Raw genomic sequence first — 11,812 nt, 5'->3', positions numbered from 1 at the left:
GTGGCATCGTGCTGTTACTCACCTTGCTGGCCAATCTGACCTGGGCCGATGGGCGCATGCTGGCCACTGGTGGTGCCAGTAGCCTCGAAGGCGCGGCCGGCGGCGGCATCACGCCCTGGGCGGTGCTGTCCGGTTATGGTGAGCGTGGCGAATGGGGCGCTGACGTCTTCGCCACACGGGTGCAAACCGGCGATTACCGTCTGGATGTGGCGGGTGTTGGCGTAGCATTCGATAACCGGATTGAGCTGTCCTATGCCCGCCAGCGCTTTGATCTGGGTAACTTGGCGCGCAACCTGAATTTGCCGGAAAACAGCCTGAGTCAGGATGTTTTCGGCCTTAAGGTACGTCTGTTCGGTGACCTGATCTACGACCAGCTGCCACAGGTGGCAATCGGCCTTCAGCACAAACGGCAGAAGGACTTTCTGATCCCTCGTTTGGTGGGCGCGCAGCGCAGTGAGGACACCGAAGCTTATCTCAACGCCAGCCGGTTGATCCTCGGCGGTGCCTTTGGCTACAACCTGCTGCTCAACGGCGGCATCCGCTACAGTCGGGCCAACGAGCTGGGCCTGCTGGGCTTTGGTGGTGATCGGCGTGATCGTCACTCGGTGCTTAAAGAGGGCTCCATCGCCGTGCTGTTCAATCCGCGTTGGGCGCTGGGGCTGGAGTATCGAGAGAAGCCGGATAACCTCAGCTTTGCTGGAGAGAGTGACTGGGCCGATCTGTTTCTCGGCTACTTCCCCAACAAGAACCTGGCGCTGGTGCTGGCCTATGCGCGCCTCGGTGAAATCGCCACGCTGGATAATCAGAACGGCGTTTACCTCTCCGTACAGGGGAGTTTTTAAACATGCGCAGCCTGCTGATACTATTTTTTTTGCTCCTGAGTGGCTGTGCTCAGCAGTCAGCTAGAGACGACAGCCTCTACAGTGACCTCGGCGAGCAAGCCGGAATTACCCGTATCGTCGAAGGCATGCTGTTGAATATCGCCGCTGACCCACGCATCGTTCGGCACTTCGAGAACATCGACATCGTGCGCTTGCGCGACAAACTGGTGGAACAGATCTGCGTTGAAGCCGGTGGCCCCTGCACCTATACCGGCGATAGCATGGCGGAAAGCCATAAGGGCCAAAATCTTACCCCGAGCGATTTCAATGCTCTGGTCGAGAACCTGCAAACGGCCATGAGCAGCCAGGGCGTCGCCATGCCCGCGCAGAATCGCTTATTGGCCCGTCTCGCGCCGATGCGGGCGCAGGTAATTGATCGTTAGAGGAGTGGCTCAGCGCAAGGTTTGCGCAATCGCCAGGATCTCGGCGCGGTGACTGCTCAGTAGGCTGAGTGCACCGTTCTCGTCGATCATGTCTTGTGGTGGCAGCAGTTTCTGATACGCCGCCAGTTCCTCTAATGGCGGTAAGTCGGCATTCGGCTCGCGCGCTTTAATCGTGTGATAACGCGCTAGGTTGACCAGATCCAACAATTGCAGCGTGTCTTCCGGGCTGAACTGCCAATTGCCGGTGTTGCGGATAAGCTCGATATAGTCGTCATCTACCGACCATTTTTTCAGCACGATGATGCCGAGTGACTGGCTGTATTCGTTGCACAGCTTGTCATACAGCTCGGTAGAGGGTGTGATGGTCTCGCTGCGAAAGGCTGAGAGCACGGCCAGGGTGCCCACCTCACTGAGTAGGCTGGCCAGCAGGGCGTGCTCCGCCGTCACCCGGCCCAGCAGGCGCGCCAGCATGGCGCAGGTACTGGCCTTGATCACCAGGCGCTCCCACGCTTCGATAAATAGTCGTTTATGCCCAGGGCTATGCAGGGTGAACAGGCTTTTGATGCTGTGCGCCATGGTAATCCGGTCGACTTCGCTCATGCCGAGGCGGTTGATGACCTCAAGCAGCGATTTAGGCGGGGTGGTATGGCGATACAGCGCGCTGGAGGCATGCTTCATCAGCAGAGCGCTGAGCGCAGGATCGTGACTGACTAAACGCGCCAAGGCATTAAGAGAGATATTAGGATCGCCCAGGGCCCGGCGGATCTCCATGGTGATGGTCGGCAGGCTGGGCAATTGCTCTTCACCCTGCATCAGTTGCGAGACTAAACGCCGGTAGATTGAGTAATCGGATGTTTCGCTCTGCAATGTACACCTCCATGTTTATGCAGGCAGTCTAGAACGGCACTGTGCGGGTATGCTAGCGCGCTAGGTGGGAAGACTCGCTTTAAACAAACGTTTGCCAGAAGTTCCCGGCCTGGAGGATTTTGCAAAAACTCCAGAGCTTTTTGTAAGAAGCGCTTATGCCTCTGCCACTAAATTCCGTTCCCGGCTTATGCCGTGCACAGATGTCTGCCACAAGATGTCCCGCCAAGTTGCTGCAATTGGGCTAGACCTAATACAGGTAGCGTGCCACTAAAGGACATTCGTCTGGTCGCGTGCGAGGCTGATCTTGCGCAGGCTCTGTATGCCTGTGATGTTAAGTTGTTAGCAGTGCGCAGTATTTATCAGCGGTTTAAGCGCGTGCTGAGTCTGGCTGGGTGTAAGGCTCTAGCAGGCAATTAAAGGAGTTTTACGGGCGACTGTTTTTGCGGCATGCGCGCGTTTTTGGAGTGGGGCCTTGCGCTCCGACTGCGGTAACCGGCTTTACCTGCACCGCAGGTATGAAATGCCACGTTGGCAATGGGGCTACTCCCTGTTGCCGCAATAACAACAATCAAGAGGTAATCCCCTAATGACTGCAAGTACTCCGATGCTTGTCACCTTCGTGGTGTACATCGCGCTCATGGTGCTGATCGGCCTGTTCGCTTATATGCGCACCAAGAACCTTTCTGACTACATCCTCGGTGGTCGTAGCCTCGGTAGCTTTGTCACCGCCTTGTCGGCGGGTGCATCGGACATGAGCGGCTGGCTGCTTATGGGCTTGCCGGGTGCGGTATACCTGTCCGGTCTGTCTGAAGGCTGGATTGCCATCGGCCTGGTGGTCGGGGCTTACCTGAACTGGTTGTTTGTCGCTGGCCGCCTGCGCGTGCAGACCGAGCACAATGGCAATGCCTTGACCCTGCCGGATTACTTCACCAACCGCTTCGAAGACAGCAGCCGCCTGCTGCGTATCTTCTCCGCGCTGGTGATTCTGGTGTTCTTCACCATCTACTGCGCCTCGGGTGTGGTAGCGGGTGCTCGACTATTCGAAAGCACCTTCGGCATGTCCTACGAGACCGCCTTGTGGGCCGGCGCTGCGGCGACCATTGCCTACACCTTCATTGGTGGTTTCCTCGCGGTAAGCTGGACTGACACCGTACAAGCCACGCTGATGATCTTTGCCCTGATCCTCACTCCTGTTGTGGTGATGCTTGCCACAGGGGGGGCTGATACCACCTTCGCGGCTATCGAACTGCAGGACGCGACCAACTTTGACATGCTCAAAGGTGCGACCTTCGTGGGTGTTATTTCACTAATGGCGTGGGGCCTGGGCTACTTCGGCCAGCCGCATATTCTGGCGCGTTTTATGGCGGCTGATTCGGTTAAGTCGATCCCTGCGGCCCGTCGCATCTCCATGACCTGGATGGTGCTGACCCTGAGCGGCGCTGTGGCCGTCGGCTTCTTCGGTATTGCCTACTTTGCGGCTCACCCGGACCTTGCAGGCCCCGTGACCGAGAACCCGGAGCGGGTGTTTATTGAACTGGCCAAGCTGCTGTTCAACCCATGGATCGCCGGTATTCTGTTGTCTGCCATCCTGGCGGCAGTGATGAGTACCCTGAGCTGCCAGCTGCTGGTGTGCTCCAGCGCCCTAACCGAAGACTTCTACAAAGCCTTCCTGCGTAAAGGTGCCTCGCAGACTGAGCTGGTATGGGTCGGACGTAGCATGGTGCTGCTGATTGCCATTGTCGCCATCATGCTGGCCTCCAATCCGGAAAACCGCGTGCTGGGCTTGGTGTCCTATGCGTGGGCAGGCTTCGGTGCGGCGTTTGGTCCGGTCGTGATCCTGTCGCTGGTATGGAAGCAGATGACCCGCAATGGTGCCCTGGCTGGCATGGTGGTCGGTGCCCTGACCGTGATCCTGTGGAAGAATCTGCTCGGCCATCTGGGGCTGTACGAAATCATCCCAGGCTTTATCCTCGCCACTCTGGCCATCGTCGTGTTCAGCAAAGTCGGCAATGGTCCTTCGGTCAGCATGGTCAAGCGCTTCGACGAAGCGGAGAAGGAATACCAGGACGCCCATCGCGCCTGAGAAGACCTATCCAGTCGCTGCAGATTACTGCGGCAGGCTGAGTGATTGAAGAAACTGCGCCGGCCATACCTTCGGGTATTGGGCCGGCTTTTTTATGCCTGAAAAATTCCAGCGGCTACAGCGTGTCACGCCCCAAGGCTGCTCGAGTGTATGCGCGGGGCGCGGAGCCGCACCTGGCTGTCATTCCTATACTCGCCGACTATCCTTGTGCTAACCGCTTGGCTTCCCTATTGAGTGGCGCTGCGCTTTGCGCAAGGAGGTGTGCAGTGAAACCCGGCGCATTTATAGGGTTGGGCGAGCCAGCCCCCTGGTTCACCTGCCGCACGCTGAACAAGGACCGTTTCGTCTTCGATACGGTGGCTGGGCGTTACATCGTGTTGTGTTTCTTCGGTTCTGCGGCCGAGCCGGGTAGCGCTCGACTACTTAGGCGGCTTGCCAAGTTGCGCCCGCGTTTTGATGACCAGAGCCTGTCCTTCTTCGGGGTCTCGGTCGACCCAGCGGATGAACGTCAACAGCGGGTGGCCAGTTCACTGCCCGGCGTTCGCTATTTTTTGGATTTCGAACGCAAGGTCAGTGCCTTATATGGGGGTTGGCAGGAATCTGGGGATTATCAGCGCGTGACTTATGTGCTCGACCCTTTGCTGCGGGTGGCGGCCGTCTTGCCGTTTCAGGGCGAGGAAGAGGCTCACATGACCGCTCTGTTGGCAGTGTTGCAGCGTTTACCGCCGATCGCTCCTGCGTACCCGGCCAGTGGTGAGGCTCCGGTGTTGGTTCTGCCGCGGGTGTTTGAGCCGGCGCTGTGTCAGGCCTTGATCGACTACTACGGCACCCAGGGCGGCACTGCTTCGGGTTTTATGCAGGAGGTCGATGGTAAGACTGTGCAGGTGTTTGGCCGTGACCATAAGGTTAGGCGCGACTGCACGCTAGAAGAGCCGTTGTTGCGAGCAGCGTGTCAGCGTCGTATTCAGGAGCGGGTGGTACCACTGTTGCAGCGGGCGTTTCAGTTCAAGGCAAGCTGTATGGAGCGTTATCTGATCGGCTGTTATGACGCCCAAGAGGGAGGGCACTTTCGCGCGCACCGCGACAACACCACCAAAGGTACGGCACACCGGGGGTTTGCAGTGTCACTGTTTCTCAACAGTGGCGAGTACGAGGGCGGTTATCTGCGCTTCCCTGAGTTTGGTTCAGGCCTGTACGCCGCGCCTACGGGAGGCGTAGTGGTGTTTTCCTGTGGCTTGCTGCATGAGGCAACGCCGGTCACCGCCGGGCGGCGCTATATGTTTCTACCTTTTCTCTATGATGAGGCCGGCCGGCGTGTCAGGGAGGAGAATCTGGTGTTTCTAGAGGACACGCCCCCACCAGCCGTAACGGGGTGAGTAGGGCGGCAGCTATCATCCGCGTCAGCTCGCGCATTTGCGCGGCTGGAGCTTTCGCTTATCGCGCTGCGCGGCTAAGGTGGCGCACTTTCACGCATCCCCGTACAGGTTCCGCATGGCTAACACTGCAAAAGATCCGCTGCATGGCGTCACCCTTGAAACTGTCCTCAGCGCTTTGGTGGCTCAGTACGGCTGGGACGGTCTGGCGCAACGGATCGACATTCGTTGTTTCAAGAGCGACCCGAGCATCAAGTCCAGCTTGACCTTTTTGCGCAAGACGCCTTGGGCGCGCGAGAAGGTTGAGGCGCTGTATATCCGCTCGCAGGCACGTAAATAGGCGCTGAGCGCTCACGCGATAACCTGGCACCCTTGTTGCAATACCTCTGCAAACGCCGCAAAGCGTCAAAAAACTGCGGCCAGTGGAGGTAGAGATGAGCCAGGGTGTTGAATTCAATCGTTTGATGCTGGAAATGCGTTCCATGCAGGCCGACGCCATGGTGCGTCAGAAGCCTGTCGCCAGCACGCCTGAACCTGGTGCGCCGAGCTTTTCCGAGATGCTCGGGCAGGCGGTGGGCAAGGTCAACGAAACCCAGCAGGCCTCCAATAAACTGGCCACTGCCTTTGAAATGGGCACCAGTGGTGTCGATTTGACTGACGTGATGATCGCCTCGCAGAAAGCCAGCGTTTCCTTCCAGGCCATGACCCAGGTCCGCAATAAACTGGTTCAGGCTTATCAAGACATTATGCAGATGCCGGTTTAAGGGTAGGGCTGAATCATGGCTGAAGCTGTCGCCGCAAACGTACCTGCCACCACCGCTGGTGAGCCGAAAAAACCATTGTTCGGCCTGGCCTTTCTGGAAAACCTCGCCGATATGTCGATGTTGCGGCAGATCGGGCTGCTGGTCGGCCTGGCCGCCAGCGTGGCTATCGGTTTTGCCGTGGTGTTGTGGTCGCAACAGCCTGATTACCGTCCGCTGTATGGCAGCCTTGATGGTATGGACGCCTCGCAAGTGATGGAGACGTTATCCGCTGCCGATATCAAATACACCGTGGAGCCCAGCTCCGGTGCATTGCTGGTTAAGGCTGATGACCTGGCGCGGGCGCGTATGCGTTTGGCTGCGGCAGGGGTGTCGCCGAAAGACAACAGTGTCGGCTTTGAGATTCTTGACCAGGAGCAAGGCCTGGGCACTAGCCAGTTTATGGAAGCTACCCGCTATCGTCGCGGCCTGGAAGGCGAGCTGGCGCGCACCGTCTCCAGCCTGAACAACGTCAAAGCTGCGCGCGTGCATCTGGCAATCCCGAAAAGCTCGGTGTTCGTGCGCGATGAGCGCAAGCCCAGCGCCTCAGTGCTGGTCGAGTTATATTCCGGGCGCGGTCTGGAGCCGAGCCAGGTGATGGCCATCGTTAACCTGGTTGCCAGCAGCGTGCCGGAAATGGACAAGGCCCAGGTCACCGTGGTCGACCAGAAAGGCAATCTGCTCTCGGACATTCAGGAAATGTCCGAGCTGACCATGGCCGGCAAACAGTTCGACTACAGCCGCCGCATGGAAAGCCTGTTCACTCAGCGCGTGCACAATATTCTGCAGCCGGTACTGGGCTCCGGTCGCTACAAGGCCGAAGTGTCTGCGGATGTGGATTTCAGTGCAGTGGAATCCACCTCGGAAATGTTCAACCCGGATCAGCCGGCGCTGCGCAGCGAACAACAAGTCAACGAGCAGCGCACCAGCAGCCTGCCGCCGCAAGGCGTGCCCGGTGCCCTGAGTAATCAGCCGCCAGGTGCCGCTGCCGCGCCGCAGCAGGCGGGTGCGGGTGCAGCGGCTGCGCCGGCAGCGATTGCCCCGGGGCAGCCGCTGCTCGACGCCAACGGCGCGCAGATCATCGACCCAGCAACCGGCCTGGCCATGCTAGCGCCTTACCCGGCGGACAAGCGTGAGCAGTCCACGCGTAACTTTGAACTGGACCGTTCTATCAGCTACACCAAGCAACAGCAGGGGCGTCTGCGCCGCTTGTCGGTGGCTGTGGTGGTGGATGATCAGGCCAAGGTCGATGCGGCGACCGGCGAGGTCACTCGTGTGCCGTGGAGCAGTGATGACCTGGCGCGTTTTACCCGTCTGGTGCAGGACTCGGTGGGCTTCGACGCCAGCCGTGGTGACAGCGTCAGCGTGATCAATACGCCGTTCTCCATCGAGCAGGGCGAGGAAATAATCGACATTCCGTTCTACACCCAGCCGTGGTTCTGGGATGTGGTCAAGCAAGTGCTTGGCGTGCTGTTTATTCTGGTGTTGGTATTCGGTGTGCTGCGCCCTGTGCTGAATAACATCACCGGTGCCGGCCGCGCACTAGGCGATGGCCGTGGCCGCGATGTCGAACTCGGTGAAATGGGTGGCCTGGGCGGTGATTTGGCCGAAGACCGGGTCAGCCTAGGCGGGCCGCAAAGCATCCTCCTGCCTAGCCCGAGTGAAGGGTATGATGCCCAGCTAAACGCCATCAAGAGCCTGGTCGCGGAAGATCCGGGCCGCGTCGCCCAGGTTGTCAAAGAGTGGATTAACGCCGATGAGTGAGAATCGAACCGCTGCTAAATTGAACAAGGTCGACAAGGCCGCGATTCTCCTGCTATCCCTTGGCGAAACCGATGCGGCCCAGGTCTTGCGTCACCTTGGGCCCAAGGAAGTGCAGCGCGTTGGCGTGGCCATGGCCGGTATGCGCAATATCCAGCGCGAGCAGGTCGAGCAGGTGATGGGTGAGTTTGTCGACATTGTCGGCGACCAGACCAGTCTGGGCGTTGGTGCCGATGGCTATATCCGCAAGATGCTGACGGCGGCGCTGGGCGAAGACAAGGCTGGCAACCTGATCGACCGCATTCTTCTGGGTGGCAGTACCAGTGGTCTGGACAGCCTGAAATGGATGGAGCCGCGTGCCGTGGCGGATGTGATTCGTTACGAGCACCCGCAGATTCAGGCTATCGTCGTCGCCTACCTCGACCCGGATCAGGCCGGTGAAGTGCTCGGTCACTTCGATCATAAGGTGCGCTTGGATATCGTGCTGCGCGTGTCCTCGCTGAATACCGTACAACCAGCCGCGCTGAAAGAGCTCAATCAGATTCTCGAAAAACAGTTTTCTGGCAGCTCTAACAGCACCCGTGCGGCACTCGGCGGAGTCAAGCGTGCCGCCGATATCATGAACTTCCTCGACAGCTCGGTTGAAGGCCAGCTGATGGACTCGATCCGCGAAGTCGACGAGGACCTGTCCAGCCAGATCGAAGACCTGATGTTTGTCTTCGACAACCTGGCCGATGTCGATGATCGTGGTATCCAGGCGCTGATGCGCGAGGTGTCCTCGGACGTGCTGGTGCTGGCGCTCAAGGGCGCTGACGAAGCGATCAAGGAAAAGGTCTTCAAGAACATGTCCAAACGTGCCGCCGAACTGCTGCGCGACGACTTGGAGGCCAAAGGCCCGGTGCGCGTCAGCGACGTGGAAACTGCGCAGAAGGAAATTCTCACCATCGCCAGGCGTATGGCCGAAGCCGGGGAAATTGTCCTGGGCGGCAAGGGTGGCGAGGAAATGGTGTAAGCCATGTCGAGTAAAGAGCCGGCGAGTGAGCTGATTCGCGCCAAGGATCTAAAAGGCGTTGACGTCTGGGCGCTGCCCAGTTTTGACCCGCATGCGCCAACGCCTGAACCTAGCGCAGCAGAACAGGCCGCTGCGGCCAGCGAGCAGGCGCAAGCCGACAGTGAAGAGGTGGCCCTAGAAGACGTCAAGCCCTTGACGTTGGATGAGTTGGAAGCGATCCGCGAAGACGCCTACAACGAAGGCTTTGCCACTGGTGAGAAAGACGGCTTCCATGCGGGGCAGCTGAAAGCCAAACAGGAAGCTGATACGGCTTTGGCGGCAAAAATCGCTGGGCTGGAGCAGCTGATGACGCAGCTGTTTGAGCCGATTGCCGAGCAGGATCAGCAGGTCGAAGAGGCGATGATCAAGCTGCTTGAGCACATGGTGCGTCAGGTGGTTCAGCGTGAGCTGAACAGTGACTCCAGCCAGATTCGCCAGGTGCTCAGTGAGGCGCTCAAGCTGCTGCCGATGGGGGCGGGCAATATCCGTATTCATCTCAACCCGCAAGATTTCGAGATGGTCAAAGCCTTGCGCGAGCGCCATGAAGAGAGTTGGCGAATTCTCGAAGACGCTGCCTTGCTGCCTGGCGGCTGTCGGGTGGAAAGCGAGCTGAGCCGCATCGATGCAACCATGGAAACGCGCCTGAGTCTGGCCGTCAAACAGTTGTTCGAGCAGCAGCGTGAGCAGGCCATGCATCCGCTGGAGGCCGACCTGCAGACCGAGCTGGATGCCCCTGAGGCAATTGCTGAGGCGATGCAGGATGCGCCTTGATCGGGTCAGCTTTGCCAAGCGCTTGGCCGGTTACAACGATGTCATAGCGCTGCCGGCCCAGCCGCAGGTAGAGGGGCGTTTATTGCGCATGGTCGGCCTGACCCTCGAAGCTGAAGGTTTGCGCGCCGCACTGGGCAGCCGCTGTCTGGTGATCAATGACGACAGCCATCACCCGGTGCAGGTTGAGGCCGAAGTGATGGGTTTTTCCAACGGCAAAATTTTTCTAATGCCGGTCGGCAGCCTGGCGGGTATCGCCCCGGGTGCGCGCGTGGTGCCGTTGCCGGATACCGGCCGTTTGCCCATGGGCATGTCGATGCTTGGCCGGGTGCTCGATGGCACTGGCCGCGCCCTCGATGGCAAAGGCGGGATGAAGGCCGAAGACTGGGTGCCGATGGATGGCCCGACGATCAACCCGCTCAAGCGCCACCCCATCAGTGAGCCGCTGGATGTGGGGATTCGCTCAATCAACGGTCTGTTGACGGTAGGCCGCGGCCAGCGACTTGGTCTGTTTGCCGGTACAGGGGTGGGTAAATCGGTGCTGCTGGGCATGATGACGCGCTTTACCGAGGCCGACATTATCGTGGTTGGGCTGATCGGTGAGCGGGGCCGGGAAGTAAAAGAATTTATCGACGAAATTCTCGGCCACGAAGGCCTCAAGCGCTCGGTGGTGGTGGCCTCGCCGGCCGATGATGCGCCGCTGATGCGCCTGCGTGCAGCGATGTATTGCACGCGAATAGCCGAATACTTCCGCGATAAAGGCAAGAACGTCTTGCTGCTTATGGACTCGCTAACCCGTTTTGCCCAGGCCCAGCGTGAGATCGCCCTGGCCATTGGTGAGCCGCCGGCAACCAAGGGTTATCCGCCGTCAGTATTTGCGCGCCTGCCAAAACTGGTGGAGCGTGCTGGTAATGCGGAAGAGGGCGGCGGTTCGATTACTGCGTTTTACACCGTGCTCAGTGAGGGCGATGACCAGCAGGACCCGATTGCTGACGCCGCGCGTGGTGTGCTCGATGGGCATATCGTGCTGTCGCGGCGCTTGGCTGAGGAGGGGCATTACCCGGCCATCGATATCGAAGCCTCAATCAGTCGAGTGATGCCCCAGGTGGTCAGTGCCGAGCATCTGCGTCTGTCACAGCGCTTCAAGCAGTTGTGGTCGCGCTATCAGCAGAGTCGTGACCTGATCAGCGTGGGTGCCTATGTGCCCGGTGGCGACCCTGATACTGACCTGGCCATCGCCCGTCAGCCGGCCATGGTCAAGTACCTGCGGCAGGGGCTGCAGGATAATGAAAGCCTTGAACATAGCAGTGCGCAGCTGGCCGCGACCTTCAATCCTGCTGCGACTGGAGCGTAAGCCATGGCGCAAAGCCGCGCCGCGCGGCTGGCTCCTGTCGTGCTCATGGCCGAGCGCGCCGAGCGCGAAGCGGCGTTGCAGTTGGGCCATTGTCAGGGGCTGCTGCGCCAGGCCGAAGTGCAACTGGGGGACCTGGAGCGTTACCGTGGTGATTACCAGCAACAATGGATCAGTGAAGGCCAGCGTGGTGTTTCCGGGCAATGGCTGATGAACTACCAGCGCTTTCTTAGCCAGCTGGAAGGCGCCATCGGCCAGCAGCGCAACAGTGTCGATTGGCACCGCGCGAATATGGACAAGGTGCGCGAGGTCTGGCAGCAGCGCTACGCGCGCATGGAAGGCTTGCGCAAGCTGGTCAAACGCTATCAGGACGAAGCGCGTATGGCCGAAGACAAACGCGAGCAAAAACTGCTCGATGAGCTCTCGCAGCGTCTGGTGGCGCGTGAGTCCCAGTATTAAGCGCCGCTAAACCACCTTCAATGACCACTCAATAG

12 protein-coding genes are annotated in these 11,812 nt (G+C 59.3%); 11 read left to right on the top strand and 1 reads right to left on the bottom strand.

All coding sequences use genetic code 11. The features are described 5' to 3' along the window. Nucleotides 1-56 precede the first annotated feature (56 nt). Nucleotides 57-842 (top strand): DUF3034 family protein, encoded by a 786-nt coding sequence (locus Q0V31_RS19430; protein ID WP_298191164.1) that lies wholly within the window; start codon nucleotides 57-59, stop codon nucleotides 840-842. A gap of 2 nt (nucleotides 843-844) precedes the next feature. Further along, nucleotides 845-1,264: a group 1 truncated hemoglobin gene (locus tag Q0V31_RS19425; RefSeq protein WP_298190714.1), complete on the top strand. Its 420-nt coding sequence runs from the start codon at nucleotides 845-847 to the stop codon at nucleotides 1,262-1,264. 9 nt (nucleotides 1,265-1,273) lie between these two features. Here the strand turns inward: Q0V31_RS19425 and Q0V31_RS19420 are convergent, their stop codons facing one another. After that, nucleotides 1,274-2,131, bottom strand: a complete 858-nt coding sequence (locus Q0V31_RS19420) for an HDOD domain-containing protein (protein WP_298190712.1) — start codon at nucleotides 2,129-2,131, stop codon at nucleotides 1,274-1,276. Between the two features lie 586 nt (nucleotides 2,132-2,717). On the opposite strand from Q0V31_RS19420, the gene putP reads away from it, so the two are divergent. From putP to fliJ, 9 genes are all read left to right on the top strand, one after another. Further along, on the top strand, nucleotides 2,718-4,214 hold the full coding sequence (gene putP, locus Q0V31_RS19415; protein WP_298190710.1) for a sodium/proline symporter PutP: 1,497 nt from the start codon (nucleotides 2,718-2,720) through the stop codon (nucleotides 4,212-4,214). Nucleotides 4,215-4,480: 266 nt separating this feature from the next. Next, on the top strand, nucleotides 4,481-5,590 hold the full coding sequence (locus tag Q0V31_RS19410) for a redoxin domain-containing protein (protein ID WP_298190707.1): 1,110 nt from the start codon (nucleotides 4,481-4,483) through the stop codon (nucleotides 5,588-5,590). Nucleotides 5,591-5,705: 115 nt separating this feature from the next. Beyond that, nucleotides 5,706-5,927 carry a VF530 family protein gene (locus Q0V31_RS19405; RefSeq protein ID WP_298190705.1) on the top strand — a complete coding sequence of 74 codons (222 nt, stop codon included), beginning with the start codon at nucleotides 5,706-5,708 and terminating at the stop codon, nucleotides 5,925-5,927. A 94-nt stretch (nucleotides 5,928-6,021) separates the two neighbouring features. After that, nucleotides 6,022-6,351, top strand: a complete 330-nt coding sequence (gene fliE, locus Q0V31_RS19400; RefSeq protein ID WP_298190702.1) for a flagellar hook-basal body complex protein FliE — start codon at nucleotides 6,022-6,024, stop codon at nucleotides 6,349-6,351. 15 nt (nucleotides 6,352-6,366) lie between these two features. Continuing rightward, the gene (gene fliF / locus Q0V31_RS19395) at nucleotides 6,367-8,151 is read left to right on the top strand and encodes a flagellar basal-body MS-ring/collar protein FliF (protein ID WP_298190700.1); all 1,785 of its coding nucleotides are present in this window, start codon (nucleotides 6,367-6,369) and stop codon (nucleotides 8,149-8,151) included. Next, nucleotides 8,144-9,160 (top strand): flagellar motor switch protein FliG, encoded by a 1,017-nt coding sequence (fliG, locus tag Q0V31_RS19390; protein ID WP_298190698.1) that lies wholly within the window; start codon nucleotides 8,144-8,146, stop codon nucleotides 9,158-9,160. The genes fliF and fliG overlap by 8 nt, the downstream gene beginning before the upstream one ends. A gap of 3 nt (nucleotides 9,161-9,163) precedes the next feature. Next, nucleotides 9,164-9,970, top strand: a complete 807-nt coding sequence (gene fliH, locus Q0V31_RS19385; protein ID WP_298190696.1) for a flagellar assembly protein FliH — start codon at nucleotides 9,164-9,166, stop codon at nucleotides 9,968-9,970. Continuing rightward, nucleotides 9,960-11,321, top strand: a complete 1,362-nt coding sequence (fliI, locus tag Q0V31_RS19380) for a flagellar protein export ATPase FliI (RefSeq protein ID WP_298190694.1) — start codon at nucleotides 9,960-9,962, stop codon at nucleotides 11,319-11,321. The genes fliH and fliI overlap by 11 nt, the downstream gene beginning before the upstream one ends. 3 nt (nucleotides 11,322-11,324) lie before the next feature. Further along, nucleotides 11,325-11,777, top strand: coding sequence for a flagellar export protein FliJ (gene fliJ, locus Q0V31_RS19375; protein ID WP_298190691.1), 453 nt, complete (start codon nucleotides 11,325-11,327; stop codon nucleotides 11,775-11,777). Nucleotides 11,778-11,812 lie beyond the last annotated feature (35 nt).

The sequence above is a fragment of the uncultured Pseudomonas sp. genome (genome assembly GCF_943846705.1).
Taxonomy (GTDB): domain Bacteria; phylum Pseudomonadota; class Gammaproteobacteria; order Pseudomonadales; family Pseudomonadaceae; genus Aquipseudomonas.
Note: the sequence above shows the minus strand (reverse complement) of the source record. Positions and strands in the feature narration are given on the sequence as shown.

Bases quoted from the DNA above. Each gene is read 5' to 3' on its own strand.
- fliI (WP_298190694.1), top strand. From the start codon at position 9,960: ATGCGCCTTGATCGGGTCAGCTTTGCCAAGCGCTTGGCCGGTTACAAC.
- Q0V31_RS19405 (WP_298190705.1), top strand. From the start codon at position 5,706: ATGGCTAACACTGCAAAAGATCCGCTGCATGGCGTCACCCTTGAAACT.
- fliF (WP_298190700.1), top strand. From the start codon at position 6,367: ATGGCTGAAGCTGTCGCCGCAAACGTACCTGCCACCACCGCTGGTGAG.
- fliE (WP_298190702.1), top strand. From the start codon at position 6,022: ATGAGCCAGGGTGTTGAATTCAATCGTTTGATGCTGGAAATGCGTTCC.
- putP (WP_298190710.1), top strand. From the start codon at position 2,718: ATGACTGCAAGTACTCCGATGCTTGTCACCTTCGTGGTGTACATCGCG.
- fliH (WP_298190696.1), top strand. From the start codon at position 9,164: ATGTCGAGTAAAGAGCCGGCGAGTGAGCTGATTCGCGCCAAGGATCTA.
- Q0V31_RS19425 (WP_298190714.1), top strand. From the start codon at position 845: ATGCGCAGCCTGCTGATACTATTTTTTTTGCTCCTGAGTGGCTGTGCT.
- fliG (WP_298190698.1), top strand. From the start codon at position 8,144: ATGAGTGAGAATCGAACCGCTGCTAAATTGAACAAGGTCGACAAGGCC.
- Q0V31_RS19430 (WP_298191164.1), top strand. From the start codon at position 57: ATGCTGGCCACTGGTGGTGCCAGTAGCCTCGAAGGCGCGGCCGGCGGC.
- fliJ (WP_298190691.1), top strand. From the start codon at position 11,325: ATGGCGCAAAGCCGCGCCGCGCGGCTGGCTCCTGTCGTGCTCATGGCC.